We start from the raw sequence: 20,606 nt of genomic DNA, 5'->3' as shown, positions 1-20,606 counted from the left end.
TCACAAAGTAATTCGTCATTTGTCTTTGTCGAATCCTTTGACGAGTAAATGGAGGTTTTGACGAAAAAAAGACCCCGCCACCATCTTACTGGCAAGGTCGTCTGTATCCATGTTCCCACAGGCCATATATTTTATGCCTCTTTAAGAAGAAATGATTAGACTACTTGCCTGACTTCTACATTTATTCACCCTTAACCACTTCTGTCGCTTCCAATGCTCGCATGTCATATTGCAGCCAAATTAACTGGCTAGATCGAAGCGATTTAATCAGCAGTCTGATCAGTACGTCTTATTCGAGATGGGACTAAAAGACTTATTTATCAGACTTATATGGACCATTTTAAATTCATCCTGCCAAAACTTTATTCCACATCGGTTACAAATAAATTACCTTTTTGTTATGGTACGAGTAAATTTGAACACTTCGTCCGCTGCCCTTTGACGCCCTCCAGACTTATGAAATGACTGACTGATTTTTTTTGCCTTTTCCTGATAAATCGGATTTTCTAAAACCTCGTGAACAGCTTGTTTAATATCCTCTGATGATAGATTTTCAAAATCTAACAAAACCCCTGCTCCAAGCTCCTTCACCCGTTGTGCTATCATAGGTTGATCATTAACAATGGGCAGCATAACTAACGGTACTTCAAAATAAAGTGATTCACTTATGCTATTCATACCACAATGGCTAATAAACACATTTGTGTGACGTAATACATCTATTTGAGGAACATAATGACGCACAATAAAGTTATCTGGTATATCCCCTAATTCTTTCATTGTTGTATTCTTTCCAATGCTAAGTACTACCTTACCATCTACGTCTTTTAAAGCCGTAAAGCATTTTTGATAAAGCTCTAGCTGTTGGTTTACGATCGTTCCCATAGAGATGAAGATGACTTGTTTTCCTTTTAACTCATCAATGGGAAAATCACCAAGGTGACTGCTATCTGGTATTGAAGGACCTACAAAAATATAGTTGTCATTAAACTGCTCACTATTTCTCTGGAAATAAGAAGAAGTGAACACAATATTTAAATCAACTGGTCCAGGATTCGATAAAAAAAATCCCGGAAATGGAACTTTATATTTGCTTTCTAATTGCTTTTTACGTTCTTGTATTTTTTCCAATTGTAAAAAATTTTGAAGCGTAGCCAGCCTCTCTAGCTTCCCTTTTTCATCATCTGAGTCTGTTAGTGTCATATTTTCATGAGGATCATTTGAAAATGCAAATGTAGTCCAAGTAGCAATGGATAATAACTTACATTGGTGAGCAATCCAGGTACCTACCATCGTTTGTGCATCGTATAAGAGATAGTCATATGTCTCATTCGTAATTTCGTTTTGTATGGTATCCGTTATCATTTCCATGGCATGTAGAAATTGCAGGAAAAACTCCACCGGCTGTGAATTAATCAGATTACTAATTTCTTGAAGTATTTCTTGCGCCCTTTGATCCACAGGCCGAAATATAGCTCCTGTTTGTTCAATTTTCTCTTGAAAATGATTGGACGAATAATAGACGATCTGCTCCCCGCGCTTTACTAAATCTGTTACTAGCCCTAACGTTGGATTTACATGACCTTCTCCCAACATACTGATGTATAGTGCCTTTGCCATTTGCTTCCCTCCCATAATAAAGGTTGTTCTACTCCCCATTCAGTTTTTTTACAGGATGCCCACGGAAATCCGTTAGAACTGCTGCTTGTGAATAAAGCACCCTTTGCAATACGAAATGCAACTGGCAGAGTAGGTAAACTTTCCCCACGTACGATTTGGCTCATTGCAGAAGTAGATAATCCTACACGTTCACACAGCCATCTCTGCTTAACCCCTCGCTCCCCCAATATCTCTTTCAACTTACTTCGCATAAAATCACCCCATGGCTCACTTCACTATAGGGCTTGTCGAATCCTTTGACGAGGAAATGGAGGTTTTGACGAAAAAAGCCCCCATACAGGGTGGTCAAGACCCCGTTTTGTAGACAGTAAGAAAAACCCCGGCCGTTAGGCCGCTAACTGACGCCTAAATTCACTAGGCGTCAGTTTATTTAGCTTCAGTTGAAGACGTTCTTCGTTGTAAAAATAAATGTAATTTTCAATTCTCCTTTGAGCATCTTGAAGATCTCGTATATCATAAGGATATAGGGCTTCGGTTTTCAAATGAGAAAAGAAGCTTTCAATCGAGGCATTGTCTAGGCAATTGCCCCGTCGGGACATGCTAATTTGGGCGCCAACCATAGGTAGCATGTCGTGGTATGCGTGGGACGTGTACTGGGAACCTTGATCGCTGTGAACGATCAAACCAGTCACGTCTTTTTGCATTTCAAATGCTTTCCTAAAAGTCTCTAGAACAAGCGCATTGTCATTTCGAGTACTGATGTGATAAGCGATAATCTCATGCGTGCATAAATCTTTGATTGCGGAAAGGTAGATACGTTCCTCACCGATTCGATATTGAGTAACGTCAGTTACCCATTTTTGATTAGGCTCTTGAGCGGTAAAATCACGTTTGAGTAAATGATCTGCAACACGCCCATCCGATACCTTTGCTTGATAGGTAGTCATATAGGCACGTTTACGGCGAATGATGGCTTTGAGTCCCAAATTCTGCATGATGCGTAATACTTTCTTATGAGTAACCCTACAACCAAATTGACGTAACAGTTCAGCTTGAATTCTACGATATCCGTATATCCCTTTCCTTTGTTCTAGATCGTTCTGATCCGTTTTTTCATCGACTTATCCCTATGCAAGTTTCTAGTGGAGAGGTACTTGTAATAGCCACTTCTCGAAACCCCTAACACCATACAAACCTCAGTAATTGGATACATTGTAGACAAGCTCTCCACCATCCGATATTTCTTTCTTATCCCTCCCGCATCCAAATTTCCAAACACTTTTTTAGGATTTCATTCTCCCGCTCTATTTTATGGACGTATCGATCCTGGTCAAGATACACCTCACGTCGTCCACGTTGATCAAGCAAGCCGAATTCCCCCTGCTTTCTATATTTTCTCATCCAAACTTTAACACGATCTTTATCGTTAATTCCCAAGTGTTCAGCTATCTGTTTGTGAGTCCACTTTTCATTTAGATGCAATCGTACTGCTTCCAAATTTAAGTGATTCTGGATAACTTCTAAACTTCTGTCCTTTGATTGCCATAAAAATACACCCCCTAAAGTTCATCGGATAACCTCGAGGGTTTTTCCAATGTCTACTTTAAGGGGTGCACTTCGTTCCGTCAGAGGGCTTTCCCGTAATCTTTCCATAGTTGTTTATAATAATTCAGCTCATTTTTTTCGTTTTGGGGAACAACCAATTTCTTAACTTGATAGCGATGTGGTGCTACCCCTAGTAGACGGATAATCAAAAAGTGACTTACTATATTTCAGTTCTAATTAGTGGAACTTTAATCTCTTGAACGACAGTTCCACTCCCGTTATTGTTTCGTAACTTTGAATCTGTGATGTCTTCAATTTTTAAAATGAAGTCCGTTCCATAATTAGATTTGAAAGTACCTTGGCCTTTAACGATTACATCTCTTCCACTAGGTTGAAAGTTTCTGAAATCTCCCCATCCTTTTTGTTGGCATTTGCTAAGTACAGCACCTATATTTACTCCTCCGCCATTGGGATAACCTGGTAAAACCCCCCAAGCTATACCCCCAACATTTGCGTAAAGGTTAGCTTCACCTGAAATAGATCCAGTATTTAGGTATGCTAAAACTCTAAAGGTTTTACCTGCTGGTACTTTAATCTTTTGTGATGGGCTTTTATATGATACTGTTTTAGTTGTAGTATCAGTGGAAGAATCTTGAAAGTTATATTCAGTAGAAGCTTCCATGCTACCCTGAGCAATCGGGAATTTCATGGTAGCAGTGGTTTTGACTCCTACTTTTAATCCATGAGTTGTTGTATTTGAAGTGCTTTCCGTATAGGTATAGTTAAACTCGGGTGTTAACAGCTCTTGATCCATTGTTCCTTTTGAGTTATCTAATACGTTTTTTCCCACATATAAAGGTGTCCCCGATACTTCGGTTGGACTTCCTTCTAATGTAGCCCATGCATTATTTACTTTATACTGTGAAATTCTTCTTTCGCCAATAACATTTTTAGGTGGTGTTAAGAAAACAATACCTTCAGTTGGACTATAAGAGAATTGTTGTTCATCACTGGGTTTGAAGTTAGTATTCCATGCTTCATTAAGGGTTCCAGCTTCATTTTCTCTTGCCAAGTCCCGTAATCTTTCTTGAACATCTGTGGATGACGCATGAACAAATGGCGTACTCGAAAAAAGGAACACACTTATAAGAATTAAACTTGCAAATTTTTTCATAAAAACCCTCCCGTTAATATTTTATTTGTGAATATATTCACATATAAAATCATACAATTAAATTCCACTATTTTCATTATGTAATCAGATATGTTCATAAATTCTCCATTTTCCTGGTCCTGCTTCAACGTGTAGGAACTGTCCACTAAGAAGGTCATATTCTAACTGAATTTTAACACCGGCTGTATGGCTACTTCCCCCAGATCCTTTATAAGCAGAAGCAAAGATATCCGGAAGCTGAAAAGTAGTGGAGTCTAGTATGCGGATTCTATGAAACAAAGTCGCGTAACCATGAGGTAATGTATCGGCAGCGTATAGCTTTTGAATAGAAGGTGTGAAAAAATTCGTTGAAGAAATTGTACGGCTTCTCTATTAAATCGCTTATTTAGCCCTTCCGGACTCATTAATATCCCAGTGTATGCCTCTAAACGACTACATAATTTCATTAAAGATGTGCTTGCAACCTTTTGACTTAACCATACACAAAGTGCAACTAACTCCTGAGACTGATTACTTACTTTTCCGTTTGGTAAAACCAGCTTCTCTGGCAAGCTCTTCAAGAGCTTCAGGCACTAAGAAACGCTGGAGCTCTTGAGAAAAAAGCTGCAGCTCGTCTAAGATTTCCATAAAAACCGCCATCCTCTCCTATAAATCTACGGAAAGAATAGCGTATTTTTCGTTTTGGGGGTACTAAATTATTTTAAGTTGATGGGCATGTGGTGCTACCCCTCAAAGAAAAAAACGCTATCCATTCGTTTTAAATTCATCACGAGAGGACAGCGTTTATATAGAGCCTGTAAACTTAGGGGATATATTTTCTTGTTATTTTTTTAGTATTTCTTTAGCTTTTTTAGGAACTTCTTTTTCTTGCACTTCCTCAAATCCGTAAACATACTTTCCTTTTACATGAACTTTTAAATAACAATCTTGATACCCATCTTTACCAGAAAGCCCTACTTTAATGGTATTTTCATTACCCGATTTATCAACTCCGTTTAACATGTAAAAATATCTCTTTCCCTTGTGTTCAGTATCTGGTTCTGCTTCGTATATTCCCAAGCATCTAAAGCTACGGGAATAACGTTCTCGTTTCTCTCCCACCCAGTTATTCTTTTGAACATCACAACCCTTGTCCAGAATTGCTTAATAACTGTCCCACAAGAGAACGCTGGCTGGATTGCCTTAACAAATTCCTTCGGGATGTAGCTCGGAATAACTGTGGAATCCTTTTCTAGCCGTGTTACTTTAACGTTATTCTTATTATTTTCTTTTTGGTTTTTTGGAGTATTAAAAACACTTGTATTGGACTTGCTTTTGTTAGCCTCAGAGCTTGGTATTGTTGGGTTTTCTCCACCACCCAACCCCTTCCACCTTAACCCCGTCATTTGAGGGTAAAAAAGCGAACATGTTAGCCCCCTGCAATCCCGTTTTTCTCGCTGTCGTAACTTTGTTTGATAATCCCCAGCTACTCCAGCTTTCTTATCCCTCTTTCGACGCTCGCCCTGCTAACCTTTGTCATCTTCATTATGGTTTCAATCTTTAAGTAGGCCACCCCGATCACTTTCATAAAACGCAATCTCAATACGTCTAATACTTTTAAAGTTGATGGAGTCAACCTCTCACTGGTTTGCTTCAGATGGGCCTCTATTGCATGCCTAAGATGCTCTTTCTTTGCAAAGTTACTGAATCTCTCCATACTTTTCATAGTTAATGCATCCACACAAATCACCTCAAGAAATACACACTTATATATACTAAAGATCATGTTTATGTATTTATAATACACATTTGAAGTAATACGGTCAACATAAAAAATCACTTTTGTGTATTTTATATTTGTTTTTGTGAGTTTTGGCAGATATAATTACATATAAAAATCAGGGAGGTGATGTAAGCAATGGGTTTTACCTACAAGCCACTATGGAAAATGATGATTGACAAAGATATGAAGAAAAAAGACCTAAGAGAGATCCTTGGCTTCCACTCAATAACTGTTGCTAAAATGGGCAGAGATGAATACGTATCAATGGAGGTGTTGGACAAACTTTGTAATTATTTTGGGGTTAGCATTGAGGAAATTATTGAGCATATACCCGACAAAGAGGAGTAAATGCATAATTTTTTGCGTTTTCCAGCCGAAAGGCAGTTTATTATACACGAAAACAGAACATATATTCTTATTATGAGTCTGCAATAAGGATTCATATTCTACCTCATTTAGGTAAATATAAATTGCGTTCATTAACGCCACACGTTTTACAACAGTTCATGAATTTAAAAGTCCGCGAGGGTTTTGCTCGTCCAACCTTAAATATTTTAGCTGGAATATTAAATAAATCTTTAAAACAAGCTGTGTACCCATACAAATACATTAGCGAGAACCCAATACAATATGTCGAGTTGATGATTGAAACTTCTAGAAGGCCTACTAGGGAAGATTTAAAGATTCAAAGTAAAGAGAATCTACAAAAGTTAAGCCGTTACTTTTGTGAAGGACATCCGTTTCATGTTGCTTTCCAAATTGGGCTACATACAGGTGTGAAGGTAGGAGAAGTTCAAAATACCACACTAGAAAAGCTTGTGAGGCTTTGGATATCAAATTTAATTATCACTCATTAAGACATACTCATGCAACAATGCTAATAGAAAGAGGAATGCCTATTAAGACAGTCCAAAAAAGATTAGGGCATAGCCGATCAGCTATTACTGAAGACCGTTATGTTCATCTTACACAAAAAATGGCACGTGATGCTACTGACATATTTGATTCTATTGCGCACGAATTATAATTGTCGGCATTTTTTCGAAGCGGTGGCAAATGGGTGGCAACTTCCACCTAAAAGGTATACGCGCGCCACCCTTAACACCACTCAAACCGTTGGTATAACTTACTTCTTACTTATCATCCATACGTAAAACAGCCATAAATGCTTCTTGTGGCACTTCTACGGAACCTACCGCTTTCATGCGCTTTTTACCTTCTTTTTGCTTCTCTAACAGCTTCCGTTTCCGGGAAATATCCCCACCGTAACATTTCGCTAATACGTTTTTACGCATAGCACTAATGCTTTCACGAGCTACGATCTTTTGACCGATAGCTGCTTGAATTGGTACCTCAAACTGCTGACGTGGAATCAACTTTTTAAGCTTCTCGCAAATGACCTTACCACGGGCATAAGCCGTATCCTTGTGAACGATAAAGGAAAGAGCATCTACAATCTCAGAATTTAAAAGAATGTCCATTCGAACAAGCTTAGATGCTTTGTATCCAGCCATTTCATAATCAAAGGAAGCATAGCCTTTAGTACCGGATTTCAATAGATCAAAGAAATCATATACGATCTCAGACAATGGCATATCGTATTTTAGTTGAACACGATTTTCACCAAGATACTGCATGTCAAGGAAGTCACCGCGTTTACCTTGGCAAAGCTGCATAACATCACCTACAAAATCTTTAGGTACCATAACCGTAGATGTTACATATGGTTCCTCAATCTTCTCGATCTTTTGCACTTCAGGCATCTTGGATGGGTTATCGATCTCGATGATCTCACCATCCGTTTGCGTGATGCGGTAAATTACACTCGGAGCTGTCGTGATTAAATCAATGTCAAATTCACGCTCGATGCGCTCCTGAATGATCTCCATGTGCAAAAGTCCTAAAAATCCACAGCGGAAACCAAAACCGAGTGCTTGAGATGTCTCGGGTTCAAACTGCAAAGAGGCATCATTAAGCTGTAATTTCTCCAAAGCATCACGAAGATCGTTGTAATCACTGGTATCAATTGGATACAAACCGCAGAATACCATAGAGTTGATTTTACGATAACCAGGTAGAGCTTCCGTTGCTGGGCGATTCGCGTCTGTTATGGTATCACCGACTGTTGTATCTCCTACCGTTTTAATCGAAGCAGCCACGTACCCTACATCCCCAACTGTCAGTTCATCCACTTGGGTTTGACGCGGAGTAGAAGTACCTACCTCCGTAACTTCAAATGTCTTGTTGGTTGCCATCATTTTGATTTTCATACCTTTTTTCAAGGTACCATTCACGATACGCACAGAGGCAATAACCCCTCGATATGCATCGAAATAAGAATCAAAAATCAGTGCTTGCAATGGTGCTTCAGGGTCCCCTGTCGGAGCTGGCACTTTTTGTACAACAGCTTCCAGCACTTCTTTAATGCCTATGCCTGATTTAGCTGAAGTAAGAACCGCATCGCTCGTATCGAGACCGATGACGTCTTCTACTTCTTGTTTAACACGCTCTGGTTCTGCACTTGGCAAATCAATCTTATTAATGATTGGAATGATCTCCAGATTGTTATCAAGCGCCAAATATACGTTTGCTAGGGTTTGCGCTTCAATCCCTTGCGCTGCATCCACGACTAGCAGCGCTCCTTCACAAGCCGCCAAGCTACGTGATACTTCATAGGTGAAGTCGACGTGTCCTGGTGTGTCGATCAAGTGAAGAATATACTCCTCGCCATCGTCTGCTTTGTAGTTCAGGCGAACAGCGTTTAATTTAATCGTAATGCCGCGTTCTCTTTCCAAATCCATCGTATCAAGAAACTGTGCTTCCATCTCACGAGCAGTCAAAGCTCCAGTCAGTTCAAGAATACGGTCTGCCAGGGTAGATTTCCCATGGTCGATATGCGCGATGATAGAGAAATTGCGAATTTTTTTCTGCCTTTCCAGACGATCCATTTCTTCGTTCCCTCCCACGGATAAAATGATCTGCTCATTCGTATCCGCTAAAAAATGCACTAAGATTAATAATAGCAAAAAGGTAGTATTTGAGCAAGAAATGGCTCTTGATAAGCTCGCCTATTTCTTTTTCGACCTCGCCCTACCTATAAACTTGTGGTAAATTGAAAGCAAAGTTGTCCTATCTTTAATAAATAAGCAAGTTTTTAGGCAGGCAGTGAATCGTGCACAAAGGAGAGATATTATGTTTTTGTTAGACCGCTTGATTTATGCAACAAATCGACCTGATGAAATTGACCGAATAGTAACACAAGAACGAGGCTATACCTGCGTTGCTACAGGACAATCCTTTCCTGGGATTGCAACTCGCCTCTATCCGTTAGCTGGCGGTGGTTTTCTGGAGGTTGCTTATATAGAAGATGAATCTCGTGTTCCTGAGTCAGAATCCGGTCTTGCTCTACAAGCTTTCATCCAAAAGCATCAAGAAGGCTATTATACCTTAGTATTGGAAACCGATGATATCAATCACGTAGAAAAAGTCTTACAGCAAGAAGATTACCCGATCCATTTTACCGGCACAACTCAAGTTGCCCTTCCTTCAGGAGAACAGATGATGATGCGCATGATTGGTACATACGATCATTTGCCTTGGTTTATTCAATATGAAAAATCAACAACACCACGTCCTGGCTATCCTCAAGCAGCTATCATCCGCACGACATCCTTAGTAGCAGACGTACATTTGTTGGAAAAATTAATCGGATTTAGTGCAACTATGGGTCAATATCTGGATATGAAAACAGGTTTCCTCCCACTTGCAAATGCATCCTTGCGTTTCGAATCAGCGGATTCTTATGGCTTTAGCTATTTTGAACCTAAAGGATTGCTGTTGGATGACACCAAGTATGTGTAAGACTCCTGCTTATGATTACGTAAGTTCTAGTTTGGTGAGCATGCTTTATACGCTAATGTAGATCATAAACTCTGATTTCTATCTAATTTACTTCTATACAGACTCGGTGCCAGCCGAGTCTTTTTGTATTTATTTTTTTAAAGCAACTTCCTTCCGTATCCTCATTTTCTTCTGCTATTATACTGCTACTCACATTTGTGATCAGCACTTATTCTATAAGGATTTAGACTGCATCCTTCACATCTTACATTATCGTCAAGCACCAAATCAAACCAGGCAGCATATGGTAAAATTGTTGCGCATGGGCAAATGTTTGTGATAAAGTTGACCTCAGGAAACTTTTTAGCACTAATATAAAAAACTTGTAGGAGGACAACTATGCAACTATTGAAAAAAACTCGTTTGTTTTCGTTCCTTAGCACTTCAGTCTTAGCCGTGTCGATCATGCTGGCAGGTTGCGGACAACAAGTGACTGACGATACTAAACAACAAACCCAACACGAAGGAAAATTGAAAATCACCACCACAACTGGCATGGTCGCAGATATCGTAGCAAAAGTCGGTGGAGATCAAGTAGAGGTTACTCAACTAATGGGTGCTGGTGTAGACCCACATTTATACAAAGCATCTCAAGGTGATATCAAACGAATTGAAAATGCTGACATCGTTTTTTATTCCGGTCTTCATCTCGAAGGCAAAATGGTCGATATATTCGAACAAATGAGCAAAAAGAAATCAGTAATTGCAGTCACTAAACAAATACCTAAAGAATTATTGCACGGAGATCCTGCATCTCCAGATCAACCAGATCCACATGTGTGGTTTGATGTGTCCCTTTGGATGAAAGCTGTAGAACAGGTTCGTGATTCGCTTTCAGAAATCGATTCCCCACATAAAGATATGTATCAGACTAATGCCACAAACTATTTAAAACAATTGCAAGAATTACACGAGTATGCCAAAGAACAGGTTGCTACTGTTCCTAAAGAGCAACGTGTTCTGGTTACCGCTCATGATGCCTTTGCTTATTTTGGCAATGCATATGATATTGAAGTCGTTGGCTTACAAGGGATAAGTACTGCTTCTGAATATGGATTAAAAGACGTACAGAACTTGGTAACTACACTCGTTGATCGAAAAATAAAAGCTGTATTTGTAGAATCCTCGGTGCCAAAACGCTCGATTGAGGCTGTAGTCGAAGGTGCCTCTGCCAAAAAACACAATGTCGTCATTGGTGGCGAATTATTCTCTGATGCAATGGGCACACCAGGCACACCTGAGGGGAACTACATCGGTATGGTAAAACATAATGTAGATACAATTGTCTCTGCTCTCAAATAAAAAAAGGAGGGTCCTATATGAATCCCGTTACATCATACGAACCACTCTCCGTCAGTGACTTGACGGTTGCCTATCAGAAAAAGCCCGTCCTCCGCAATGTGACACTTGCCATCCCAGAAGGCAAATTAATCGGAATTATTGGACCCAATGGTGCAGGGAAATCAACATTTATCAAAGCCATTCAAGGGCTCATCCCTGCCGCCTCTGGCGAAGTCCACATTTATGGAAAACCCTATCGCGAGCAACGCAAGCTAGTCGGCTATGTCCCTCAACGTGAAACCGTAGACTGGGACTTCCCTACAGATGCTCTAGACGTCGTCTTAATGGGTCGTTACGGACGTCTTGGCTGGTTCCGTAGACCTGGTAAAGCGGATAAGGAATGGGCGATGGAATGCTTGCGTAAAGTGGGGATGGCTGATTTTGCTGATCGTCAAATTAGTCAGCTTTCGGGTGGACAACAACAACGTGTCTTCCTAGCACGTGCTTTAGCACAGGAAGCGCAAATCTATTTCATGGATGAACCCTTCGCAGGGGTTGATGCTGCTACGGAGAAAGCAATTATTCTACTTTTAAATGAGTTGAAAGAACAGCGTAAAACAGTTTTAGTCGTCCACCACGATCTTCAAACTGTTACCGAGTATTTTGATTGGGTTGTAATGATTAACAAACGAATGATTGTAAATGGCCCAACAGCAGATGTTTTCACCACAGAAAATTTACAAAAAACGTATGGGGGACGATTACAAATCTTAGGAGATCGGCTCGCCCTATCAACAGACAGATCCATGCAGGAGGGGTCAAAATGAGTTGGTGGCAAGCTTTGCAAGATCCCAACACGCAATGGGTGCTAGCGGGCTGCATTCTGCTGGGAATCAGCAGTGGGGTACTCGGTTGCTTTGCCTTTCTCCGCGGTCGTTCATTGATGGGTGATGCGTTAGCTCATGCGGCATTGCCCGGCGTTTGCTTAGTCTTTTTATTGACTGGCTCAAAATCGGTTGGCTTGTTTTTACTTGGTGCAGGCTTATCCGGACTGGTTGCTACGTACTTTATCAGCATGATTTCTCGTCATTCACGGATTAAAGAAGATACTGCCCTAGCACTTATTTTGTCCGTATTCTTCGGAATCGGAATCGTTTTACTTACTTACATCCAGCATAGCGCCAGTGGCAATCAAAGTGGTCTGGATAAATTCTTGTTTGGTCAAGCTGCATCTCTAGTCGGTAACGATGTAAACACAATGGTTATCGTTGGTGCTATTTTAATCTTGTTAACCAGCCTATTATTTAAAGAATTTAAATTACTCTCCTTTGACGCAGGATTTGGACGTGGTTTAGGATTACCAATGGGGATGTTAGATGGATTACTAATGGTTATGTTGCTAATGTCTGTGGTAATTGGTCTGCAAGCGGTAGGAGTAGTATTAATGGCAGCCATGCTGATTACCCCAGCAGTTACAGCCCGTTATTGGACTAACAAACTAGGATCAATGGTTATACTATCCGGTGTGTTCGGGGCATTGAGCGGTGCTTTTGGAACCTTACTCAGCACACAGGTTCAAAATTTACCAACTGGTCCAATTATCGTACTCGGTGCCACCACTTTGTTCTTGTTTTCACTCATCTTTTCTCCGAGTCGTGGTGTATTGTTTAAACTGATTCGTTTTTTACGGTTGCGCAACCAAGTTTTGCAACAAGATGTTATGCGCTCCCTATATGATTGTATGGAACAAGAGATTAAACAACAGCGTATATCCCATAGTGTGTATATACCCGTGGAGCGACTTAGACAAAAAAGTGGAAAAGCACATGCTACTGTACTCAAATCTCTAACTAGCTTACAGAAAAAGGGCTGGGTTGCTTTTGACGAAAGTCGCCGACAACACTGGACGTTTACCGAAACAGGTGTGGAAAAAGCACACGATCTCATTTTGAATCAGCGCCTGTGGGATTTATTCTTGATGCATGAACAAAAGTACCAGGGTTATGGTATTGACCAAAATGAAGAGCTGATCGTAACTCAATTAACCCAACCACAATTGCATCAAATGTTAACAGAGTTGGAGCAATACGACATGACACCTTTGCTTCTCGGGCATATGTCCCCCTCTACCTCCAGACAAAAATCGGAGCAGGGAGGCGTTCCAATATGAACAGTTTCTGGATTATTTTAACCGGATCATTGGTAGCCGCAACATGCGGTTTTCTCGGTTGTTTTCTAATTTTAAGACGCATGGCTATGCTAGGTGATGCGATTAGTCATGCCATCCTGCCTGGTATCGCCTTAGCCTTTCTAATTACCAATAGTCGCGACACGCTACCTATGCTTATCGGTGCAGGAGCGTTTGGCCTCCTGACTGTCTTTTTGATTCAACTATTTCGTAATAGTGGTGTTAAATCAGATGCCGCTATCGGAGTAACGTTCACGGCCCTATTCTCCATTGGGGTTGTTATTATCTCCATGTTTAGTTCACAAGTTGATCTAGATTTGGATTGTGTCTTATATGGAGAAATCGCATATGTTCCATGGGATATTCTAACGATTGGTGACATGGAGCTTGGACCTAGGGCTATCTGGGGAATTGGGAGCGTCTTTTTGATCAGTCTGTTGGTCATATCACTCTTTTACAAACAATTCAAGCTTTGCACGTTCGATCCCGCGATGGCAGCCGCTATCGGTATTCCAGTCGCGTTGTTCCACTATCTGTTAATGGGACTTGTCTCGATGGCCACTGTCGCCTCTTTTGAAAGCGTAGGGGCTATCTTGGTTGTAGCCATGCTGGTTGTTCCTGGAGCGACTGCCTACCTGTTGACGGACCGCCTACCTGTCATGCTGGGTTTAAGCATGTTGATCGGAGTCCTATGCTCTGTTTTCGGTTATGTATTGGCAACGTGGCTGGATAGTTCTATCGCTGGCGCTATGACTGTGATCGCGGGGCTTCTATTCGCCTTAGCTTTCGTATTCTCGCCACGGTATGGTCTTATTTCTAAACTTCTTGCCCGCCGTAGTCTACTCGTATCAGAGCAAGAATAGTTCCTTTCAGCTTTCATTAGAAAAGCCTCTCTCTTACAGATCATAAGAGAGAGGCTTTTCATTTATAAACAAACCTATTAAAACTAATACCTTAAATTTAACAACACATCTCGAATAGCCTGATCTTTCATAACGGTGTCTCTATATTTCTGTGTAATTTCAGTTAAAGCAACATCATGATAGAAAAACTCGGTAAAAAACTTCACTAAGGGACGAGACCCTGTGCGAATAGCCTGCCATTTCCTCTCTTCTATTCCCGCAAAAAGTAATTCCTGTTCATCCACGATAAGGATACGGCTTCTCTCTAAACTTGCGTGCTGTACATCTGGAATTAAGGTCGATACAGTAGGAATTGTAGTCGTGAACTCACCGATTACATGAATGCTAATGGTGATACCCTCAGCGTATTTTTCCTCTAATATCGGGAGAAATGAAGTTAAATCATCAGCCCATCCCGAAATAAAAATCGAATGATTGGCTTGTTGCAGCAAATCCTTTAACAAGGATTGAATCGAATGGTTATCTTTTAACGTCCATACACGGTCATCTTTAGGAGCTTCTTTTTTCTGCGTGGTTCGTAATTGCTGAACATTCGTTTCAAAATCAGCTTTTAGTTTTTCAATTGTAGATTCAATGGGGAGGGCGGTATACAGCCGCTTTTTTTCTATGGTAGATTCGAGGATCATTCCTTTTTCCGCCAAACGATGAAGGACCTCATATACTTTTGAACGCGGAACGCCGGACCCCTTGACGATACCTGTTGCATCTAATGGTTGATCCACTGTTATAAGTGCTTGGTATACTTGGCTTTCATATTGTGTGAAACCGAATTGTTGAAGCATTGTCTTTGACCCCTTGCTTAACCATTTAGTGGGTAGTACTACCATCATAGCATATTCTCTGTTTTATTTTGTATGATGAAAATTACTCTTGTTTTCTTCCTTATAAAAAGTTACTATTTCAGTGGTAACTTTTTATAAGGAAGGTTGTTAGAATATGAATAGACGTGTTTACTTGTTAACAATTGTCTCTTTTGTTGTAGGGATGGTTGAATTGATTATAGGTGGTATATTAGACTTAGTAGCCACTGATTTAGGAGTAAGTCTTGGGAAGGCAGGCTTTCTAATTACAATGTTTTCTCTTGTGTTTGCGATTTCAGCTCCTATTTTATTATCATTAACCTCAGGAGTAGAACGGAAACGTTTAACACTGCTTGCTTTATTGGTATTCCTTATTGGGAACGTAATAGCTGTTATCAGTCCGTCCTATAGTATGTTATTACTTGCACGTATCATTTCAGCTGCAAGTGGTTCTTTGCTCGTCGTTTTATGTGTAACAATCGCATCAAACATTGTGACGGAAAATTACCGTGCTCGGGCAATAGGGGTCGTATTTATGGGAATCAGTGCCTCGCTTGTGCTTGGAGTGCCCATTGGATTAATGGTAGGAAATTCTTTTGGTTGGCGAGCTCCTTTTATTCTGATCTCTATATTGACCATGCTGTCTATGACCGGTGTGCATTTTTTTATGGATCGAATTGATCCGAAGCCTTCCATTCCAATCTGGAAACAGTTGGGTACGTTGAAAAATCGTAAAGTATTATTCACGCAATTGACTTCGTTTCTGTTTTTAGCTGGTCATTTGACGTTATATGCATACTTAACTCCATTTTTAAAGATGAAGCTGGGGCTAGATGGAACCTGGGTAAGTATTGTATACGTCATTTTTGGTATTGCTGCCGTATTAGGTGGGGGCGTTGGAGGCATTCTTGCTGATCGAGTTGGCACAAAACCTACGATTCTATCTGTCATCGTTATCTTTGCATTAACCATCTTTACCATTCCCTACACTACTTTCGCTTTCCCTCTTTTTTTAGCGGTAATGGTCATCTGGAGTATGCTAAGTTGGGCAATTACACCAGCACTGCAAAGCTATCTTATTGAATCTTCTCCTGAATCTTCTGATATACAGCAAAGCTTAAACAATTCTGCCCTTCACTTTGGTATTGCTTTTGGCTCTTTAATCGGTGGCATTGTGATTGAGAGATCATCCATTGATTTGAATGCTACTGTAGGTGGTCTTATTATTTTGTTAGCTTTAGGAACTGCTGTCTTTTCAATGGCTGAAGTAGATCGTAACACCTTGTCGTTTTCTAGAAAATAAGAAGAAGAGGTACAAACGATGGAAACAGAAATGCTTGCCATTTTTGATGTGTCTCACAATCAAGTAGGTTCAGCTTCACGTGCAGAAGTTCATAGTCAAGGGCTTTGGCATGAAACGTTTCATTGTTGGTTTATTAGCAGAGAAAATGGAATTGATTATATTCATTTTCAAATCCGTAGTGAAATGAAAAAGGACTTTCCCTCTCTATTGGATATTACAGCTGCTGGTCATTTGCTAGCCCATGAAACGATTCACGATGGAATAAGAGAAGTAGAGGAAGAACTAGGCATCCATGTTTCTTTTAATGAACTAGTGCCCCTAGGTGTAATCAAAAATTGCATCATACAAGAAGGATTTATTGATAGAGAATTAAGTCACGTTTTCCTTTATCAAAGTAAGCAGGCTATGAGTGACTACACTCTTCAGCAAGAAGAAGTATCTGGTATGGTAAAAGCCGAATTTGCTGGATTTTGTGAACTTTGGTTAGGTGACAAACAGGAATTAGTGGTTGAGGGGTTTGAAAGGAATATAGAAAGTGAGTGCATCCCTGTACAAAAGTTAGTGGGCAAACATAATTTTGTCCCTCATGAAAGGGCGTATTTTGAGGGTGTAATCCAGTCAATAATATATCATCTCTCTTAAACAAATGCGGTGTAAGATGTAAGAAGTAACTTAGAAAATACAATGTGTATAAAACAAAGACGAGCAATCCGCTCGTCTTTGTAACCTGAAATGAAGCTTTTATCGCTCCACCACTATGTTACTACTATTTCTTAGACCTACACTCCAATGATTTGAAGCTCTTTTGGATAGCTTGTCAAAATCTCCACTCCCGTATCTGTTACGAGGACGTCATCTTCAATACGCACGCCGCCAACCTCTGGTAAGTAGATCCCTGGTTCGATAGTAAATACCATACCACTAACCAATTTATCCTGATTAGCCCCATGTACGGAAGGATATTCGTGTACATCCATACCCATACCATGGCCCAAACGATGGCTAAAATACTCACCGTATCCTTTATTTGCAATAACTTGACGGGCTACCTGGTCCAAATCAGCTAGTACAACACCAGGACGTGTAGCCTCAATTGCAGCTAGATTTGCAGCTAATACAGTTTCATACACATCTTTTTGCTTGTCGTTGATCTCACCTATAGCAAACGTCCGTGTAATATCAGAGATATAGCCATCCTGAAGCACACCCATATCAAACAACAAAAACTCTCCGCCAGCGATCTTACGGCTACCTGGTTTTCCATGTGGCAAAGCTGAATTAGGACCGCTTAGCACCATGGTAGAGAACGATGGGCCTTGGGAGCCTAATTTTTTCATAAGGAATTCTAACTCTGCTACAATCTCCGCTTCCGTTACTCCTACTTTCACTTTCGGTAGGCATTGCCTTAGAACTTCCTCAATCGTTTCGCAAGCCCGCTTAATACGAGCCACCTCGTCAACAGACTTTACCAAGCGCATTTGACGCAACGGCTCTTCCACATCTACATATGTAGGAACATCTAATTCTTTGACCATCGCTTCATAGGTAGAGACAGTCAAGTGGCTCTTCTCCACAGCCAAGCTCTTCATATTCTGTGGTAAGGCCTGCTTTAATATCAGATACGGATTATCCGTATCTGTATGTGTCATAATTTTTTGTACACTGGAGGCCGCTTCCGCTGCATTGCGATCTAACGCAGGTACGATCAATACTGGTTCTCCTTCAGCCGGGATTACGAGACCCATAAACCGCTCATGCGGATCAGTATAAAACCCTGTCAAATAATATACATGCATAGGGAGAGTCACAAGAATAGCTTCCACTTGCTGTTCTTCCATGAAAGAACGAAGTTTAGTAAGACGACTTTGATCCACTTTCCTCCACCATACCTTTCTTTTGCTATCTTTACTACCTTGAGAATACCATAGGAGTGGTTTTGTTACATCCTCTTGTACAAATAAAATCTTCTTGTTACATCGTTATAACGTGGACATAACCATATGAAATTCCACCAGATGTAACGTATATAAAGAAGCCCCTGCTCTAGATGATAATTCAGTTCATCTAAAGACAGGAGCTTGTTTATTTATCCCTAATTCTTCATCCGAGGATCTAGTGCATCTCGTAATCCATCGCCTATCAAGTTAAATCCAAGAACTGTCAGCATGATGGATAGACCGGGAAAGATAACCGTCCAGGGCGCTTGCTGGATGTATTCACGAGAGTCAGCCAGCATTTTCCCCCATTCTGGTTGTGGTGGTTGTGCACCTAGTCCAAGGAATCCAAGGGCCGCGGCTTCCAAAATAGCAGTTGCGATTCCCAAGGTACCCGTCACAATAATAGGAGCTAAGCTATTCGGTAAAATGTGTTGCGCGATGATCCGAGCATCCTTCATCCCAATGGCTTTAGCGGCCATAATAAATTCCTCTTCTTTCAAGCTAAGCACCTTCGAACGTACCAATCGGCCATAAGTAGGAACGTTGATGATCGCAATCGCCATGAGCGCATTCTGTAGAGAAGGCCCCAGAATTGCGACAATCGCAATGGCTAGCAAAATGCTAGGGAACGCCAAAATGATATCAAATGTACGGGAAATAATCATATCAATCCATTTTCCGTAGTAGCCAGCAATCAGTCCGAGAAACGTACCCACGATAACAGAACCTACTACCGAGAATGTCCCCACCCATAGGGAGATTTGCGCTCCATACACTACACGAGTATATACATCCCTACCGTTATAATCCGTCCCAAACCAATGCTCGGCAGAAGGTGGCATATTTCTCTCTTTTAAAGCACCCTCATCAAAAGGAAACGTGGTAATGAGAGGAGCCAGAATCGCAACCAGAACAAAGAAGATGATGATCCCAAAACCTAACAAAGCCATTTTATTTTTACGTAACGTTCGCCAGGCATCTCGCCAAGGAGACGTTGCTTTTTCAACTTGTTCTTTAGAAGGAACAACTTGGATCTCTGGAGTTACTTGTGCCACTGTTGAAAAACCTCCTTAGCGGTATTTAATTCTTGGATCAACATAGGCATAGAGTAAATCTACAATCAAGTTGATCAAAACGAAAATGAAGGCGACCACAAGAATGCCTGATTGGATAACCGGATAATCACGGTTACCGATCGCTGTATAAATGTAACGCCCGATCCCCGGCCAGCCAAAGATGGTCTCCGTAAGAATCGCACCGCCCAAAAGCATTCCCAGTTGTAAGCCAACGACTGTCAAAATAGGAATCAGGGCGTTTTTTAAAGCATGCTTGTACACCACGAAAAACTGAGCTAATCCTTTAGCACGAGCTGTACGAATGTAATCAGATCGCATTACTTCCAGCATGCTTGAGCGCGTAATCCGGGCGAAGATAGCCATTGGAATAGTACCCAGCGCGATACCAGGTAAGATGAGATGTAAAATCACATCTTTAAATTGGTCCCATCTCCCAGCCAATATCGTATCGAGCATATAGAAATGAGTAATTGCTTCTACAGCATCACGTGGGTTGTCTCGCCCTACAGAAGGCAACCATTTTAATTCTTGTGCAAAATACCACTGTTCCATTAAACCTAGCCAAAACACAGGCATAGAAACACCAATTAAGGCAATTAACATGCACACATAGTCAAACCAAGAGTTTTGTTTCCAGGCAGAAATGATTCCAGCATTAATTCCTACAACAAGTGCGAACAGCAAGCTAATAATGGCTAACTCTGTCGTAGCAGATAGATACGGAACGATCTCTTTGGCAATAGCTGCTTTGGTATGAAGTGATACGCCTAAATTACCTGTAACCACATCTTTCAGATAGGCAAAGTATTGAATGTACCATGGAAGGTTTAATCCCAATTGTTCGCGCAATTCTTCAACAGCACTCGGACTAGCCTTCTCTCCCAAAATCGTTAAGGCTGGGTCACCGGGGATGGCGTGAATAATGGAGAACACGATAATGGACATGCCCAAAAACACAGGAATCAGCATGAGCAATCGTCGTAGAGTATAAGCTAGCAAATGCCATCTCCTCGCTTTCCTTGCTTGTTTATAAACAGGTTGTAATGGGTAAATGAATGATAAAAAGAAAAGGGTAAGAGGAAAGCCCAGCCTCCTAC

At 40.8% G+C, this 20,606-nt stretch carries 23 protein-coding genes and 1 pseudogene; 11 read left to right on the top strand and 13 right to left on the bottom strand.

The window, feature by feature from the left end; all coding sequences use genetic code 11:
* Positions 1–387: 387 nt before the first annotated feature.
* The 8 genes and pseudogenes from EEL30_13650 to EEL30_13615 all read right to left on the bottom strand — a co-directional run bounded on the left by EEL30_13650 (position 388) and on the right by EEL30_13615 (position 6,059).
* Entirely contained in the window at positions 388–1,620 is a 1,233-nt protein-coding gene (locus EEL30_13650; protein QDX93255.1) for a glycosyl transferase, read from the bottom strand.
* Positions 1,575–1,871 carry an XRE family transcriptional regulator gene (locus tag EEL30_13645; GenBank protein QDX93254.1) on the bottom strand — a complete coding sequence of 99 codons (297 nt, stop codon included), beginning with the start codon at positions 1,869–1,871 and terminating at the stop codon, positions 1,575–1,577. The genes EEL30_13650 and EEL30_13645 overlap by 46 nt, the downstream gene beginning before the upstream one ends.
* Before the next feature lie 135 nt (positions 1,872–2,006).
* The gene (locus EEL30_13640) at positions 2,007–2,696 is read right to left on the bottom strand and encodes an IS3 family transposase (protein ID QDX93253.1); all 690 of its coding nucleotides are present in this window, start codon (positions 2,694–2,696) and stop codon (positions 2,007–2,009) included.
* Positions 2,697–2,868: 172 nt separating this feature from the next.
* Positions 2,869–3,166: pseudogene (locus EEL30_13635) on the bottom strand (transposase).
* A gap of 219 nt (positions 3,167–3,385) precedes the next feature.
* Positions 3,386–4,339, bottom strand: coding sequence for a toxin ETX (locus EEL30_13630; GenBank protein QDX93252.1), 954 nt, complete (start codon positions 4,337–4,339; stop codon positions 3,386–3,388).
* Positions 4,340–4,423: 84 nt separating this feature from the next.
* Positions 4,424–4,696, bottom strand: a complete 273-nt coding sequence (locus EEL30_13625) for an IS4/IS5 family transposase (protein QDX93251.1) — start codon at positions 4,694–4,696, stop codon at positions 4,424–4,426.
* 465 nt (positions 4,697–5,161) lie between these two features.
* A complete protein-coding gene (locus EEL30_13620; protein QDX93250.1) occupies positions 5,162–5,479 on the bottom strand; it encodes a YxeA family protein in 318 nt (105 codons plus the stop codon).
* 325 nt (positions 5,480–5,804) lie between these two features.
* Entirely contained in the window at positions 5,805–6,059 is a 255-nt protein-coding gene (locus tag EEL30_13615) for a hypothetical protein (GenBank protein QDX93249.1), read from the bottom strand.
* Between the two features lie 177 nt (positions 6,060–6,236).
* Here EEL30_13615 and EEL30_13610 point away from each other — a divergent pair, with 177 nt between their 5' ends.
* The 3 genes from EEL30_13610 to EEL30_13600 are packed head-to-tail and all read left to right on the top strand — an operon-like array spanning position 6,237 to position 7,128.
* Positions 6,237–6,449: an XRE family transcriptional regulator gene (locus tag EEL30_13610; GenBank protein ID QDX93248.1), complete on the top strand. Its 213-nt coding sequence runs from the start codon at positions 6,237–6,239 to the stop codon at positions 6,447–6,449.
* Between the two features lie 59 nt (positions 6,450–6,508).
* On the top strand, positions 6,509–6,958 hold the full coding sequence (locus EEL30_13605; protein ID QDX93247.1) for a hypothetical protein: 450 nt from the start codon (positions 6,509–6,511) through the stop codon (positions 6,956–6,958).
* Complete coding sequence (locus EEL30_13600) at positions 6,928–7,128, top strand: hypothetical protein (GenBank protein ID QDX93246.1); 201 nt, start codon at positions 6,928–6,930, stop codon at positions 7,126–7,128. Before EEL30_13605 ends, EEL30_13600 begins: the two co-directional genes overlap by 31 nt.
* A gap of 106 nt (positions 7,129–7,234) precedes the next feature.
* On the opposite strand, the gene EEL30_13595 is transcribed toward EEL30_13600, so the two are convergent.
* Positions 7,235–9,049 (bottom strand): elongation factor 4, encoded by a 1,815-nt coding sequence (locus EEL30_13595; GenBank protein QDX93245.1) that lies wholly within the window; start codon positions 9,047–9,049, stop codon positions 7,235–7,237.
* Between the two features lie 244 nt (positions 9,050–9,293).
* On the opposite strand from EEL30_13595, the gene EEL30_13590 reads away from it, so the two are divergent.
* The 6 genes from EEL30_13590 (at position 9,294) to EEL30_13565 (ending at position 14,451) form a co-directional block, all read left to right on the top strand.
* Positions 9,294–9,962, top strand: coding sequence for a hypothetical protein (locus tag EEL30_13590; protein ID QDX93244.1), 669 nt, complete (start codon positions 9,294–9,296; stop codon positions 9,960–9,962).
* A 378-nt stretch (positions 9,963–10,340) separates the two neighbouring features.
* Positions 10,341–11,303, top strand: a complete 963-nt coding sequence (locus EEL30_13585) for a manganese transporter (protein QDX93243.1) — start codon at positions 10,341–10,343, stop codon at positions 11,301–11,303.
* Positions 11,304–11,320: 17 nt separating this feature from the next.
* Positions 11,321–12,109 (top strand): metal ABC transporter ATP-binding protein, encoded by a 789-nt coding sequence (locus EEL30_13580; GenBank protein ID QDX93242.1) that lies wholly within the window; start codon positions 11,321–11,323, stop codon positions 12,107–12,109.
* On the top strand, positions 12,106–13,452 hold the full coding sequence (locus EEL30_13575; GenBank protein QDX93241.1) for a metal ABC transporter permease: 1,347 nt from the start codon (positions 12,106–12,108) through the stop codon (positions 13,450–13,452). The genes EEL30_13580 and EEL30_13575 overlap by 4 nt, the downstream gene beginning before the upstream one ends.
* On the top strand, positions 13,449–14,333 hold the full coding sequence (locus EEL30_13570; protein QDX93240.1) for a metal ABC transporter permease: 885 nt from the start codon (positions 13,449–13,451) through the stop codon (positions 14,331–14,333). The genes EEL30_13575 and EEL30_13570 overlap by 4 nt, the downstream gene beginning before the upstream one ends.
* A 64-nt stretch (positions 14,334–14,397) precedes the next feature.
* Positions 14,398–14,451, top strand: coding sequence for a hypothetical protein (locus tag EEL30_13565; protein ID QDX95767.1), 54 nt, complete (start codon positions 14,398–14,400; stop codon positions 14,449–14,451).
* Here EEL30_13565 and EEL30_13560 read toward each other — a convergent pair.
* Positions 14,417–15,175, bottom strand: a complete 759-nt coding sequence (locus EEL30_13560) for a TrmB family transcriptional regulator (GenBank protein ID QDX93239.1) — start codon at positions 15,173–15,175, stop codon at positions 14,417–14,419. The two genes, EEL30_13565 and EEL30_13560, sit on opposite strands and share 35 nt — an antisense overlap.
* A gap of 154 nt (positions 15,176–15,329) precedes the next feature.
* On the opposite strand from EEL30_13560, the gene EEL30_13555 reads away from it, so the two are divergent.
* Both EEL30_13555 and EEL30_13550 read left to right on the top strand, forming a co-directional pair.
* Complete coding sequence (locus EEL30_13555; GenBank protein QDX93238.1) at positions 15,330–16,496, top strand: MFS transporter; 1,167 nt, start codon at positions 15,330–15,332, stop codon at positions 16,494–16,496.
* 18 nt (positions 16,497–16,514) lie between these two features.
* On the top strand, positions 16,515–17,138 hold the full coding sequence (locus EEL30_13550) for an NUDIX hydrolase (GenBank protein QDX93237.1): 624 nt from the start codon (positions 16,515–16,517) through the stop codon (positions 17,136–17,138).
* Between the two features lie 137 nt (positions 17,139–17,275).
* On the opposite strand, the gene EEL30_13545 is transcribed toward EEL30_13550, so the two are convergent.
* From EEL30_13545 to EEL30_13535, 3 genes are all read right to left on the bottom strand, one after another.
* On the bottom strand, positions 17,276–18,370 hold the full coding sequence (locus EEL30_13545) for an aminopeptidase P family protein (GenBank protein QDX93236.1): 1,095 nt from the start codon (positions 18,368–18,370) through the stop codon (positions 17,276–17,278).
* A 218-nt stretch (positions 18,371–18,588) separates the two neighbouring features.
* Entirely contained in the window at positions 18,589–19,488 is a 900-nt protein-coding gene (locus EEL30_13540) for an ABC transporter permease (protein QDX93235.1), read from the bottom strand.
* 15 nt (positions 19,489–19,503) lie between these two features.
* Complete coding sequence (locus EEL30_13535; protein QDX93234.1) at positions 19,504–20,508, bottom strand: ABC transporter permease; 1,005 nt, start codon at positions 20,506–20,508, stop codon at positions 19,504–19,506.
* Between the last annotated feature and the right edge of the window lie 98 nt (positions 20,509–20,606).

Origin of the sequence: Brevibacillus laterosporus (assembly GCA_007833815.1) — a bacterium.
GTDB lineage: Bacteria > Bacillota > Bacilli > Brevibacillales > Brevibacillaceae > Brevibacillus_B > Brevibacillus_B laterosporus_D.
The sequence above is the reverse complement of the archived record's forward strand: the minus strand, read 5'-3'. Positions and strand labels throughout refer to the sequence as shown.

Excerpts from the sequence above, each read along its gene's own strand:
- EEL30_13650 (QDX93255.1), bottom strand. The coding sequence starts at position 1,620 with ATGGCAAAGGCACTATACATCAGTATGTTGGGAGAAGGTCATGTAAAT.
- EEL30_13575 (QDX93241.1), top strand. The coding sequence starts at position 12,106 with ATGAGTTGGTGGCAAGCTTTGCAAGATCCCAACACGCAATGGGTGCTA.
- EEL30_13555 (QDX93238.1), top strand. The coding sequence starts at position 15,330 with ATGAATAGACGTGTTTACTTGTTAACAATTGTCTCTTTTGTTGTAGGG.
- EEL30_13580 (QDX93242.1), top strand. The coding sequence starts at position 11,321 with ATGAATCCCGTTACATCATACGAACCACTCTCCGTCAGTGACTTGACG.
- EEL30_13610 (QDX93248.1), top strand. The coding sequence starts at position 6,237 with ATGGGTTTTACCTACAAGCCACTATGGAAAATGATGATTGACAAAGAT.
- EEL30_13560 (QDX93239.1), bottom strand. The coding sequence starts at position 15,175 with ATGCTTCAACAATTCGGTTTCACACAATATGAAAGCCAAGTATACCAA.
- EEL30_13585 (QDX93243.1), top strand. The coding sequence starts at position 10,341 with ATGCAACTATTGAAAAAAACTCGTTTGTTTTCGTTCCTTAGCACTTCA.
- EEL30_13550 (QDX93237.1), top strand. The coding sequence starts at position 16,515 with ATGGAAACAGAAATGCTTGCCATTTTTGATGTGTCTCACAATCAAGTA.
- EEL30_13570 (QDX93240.1), top strand. The coding sequence starts at position 13,449 with ATGAACAGTTTCTGGATTATTTTAACCGGATCATTGGTAGCCGCAACA.
- EEL30_13595 (QDX93245.1), bottom strand. The coding sequence starts at position 9,049 with ATGGATCGTCTGGAAAGGCAGAAAAAAATTCGCAATTTCTCTATCATC.
- EEL30_13630 (QDX93252.1), bottom strand. The coding sequence starts at position 4,339 with ATGAAAAAATTTGCAAGTTTAATTCTTATAAGTGTGTTCCTTTTTTCG.
- EEL30_13590 (QDX93244.1), top strand. The coding sequence starts at position 9,294 with ATGTTTTTGTTAGACCGCTTGATTTATGCAACAAATCGACCTGATGAA.
- EEL30_13645 (QDX93254.1), bottom strand. The coding sequence starts at position 1,871 with ATGCGAAGTAAGTTGAAAGAGATATTGGGGGAGCGAGGGGTTAAGCAG.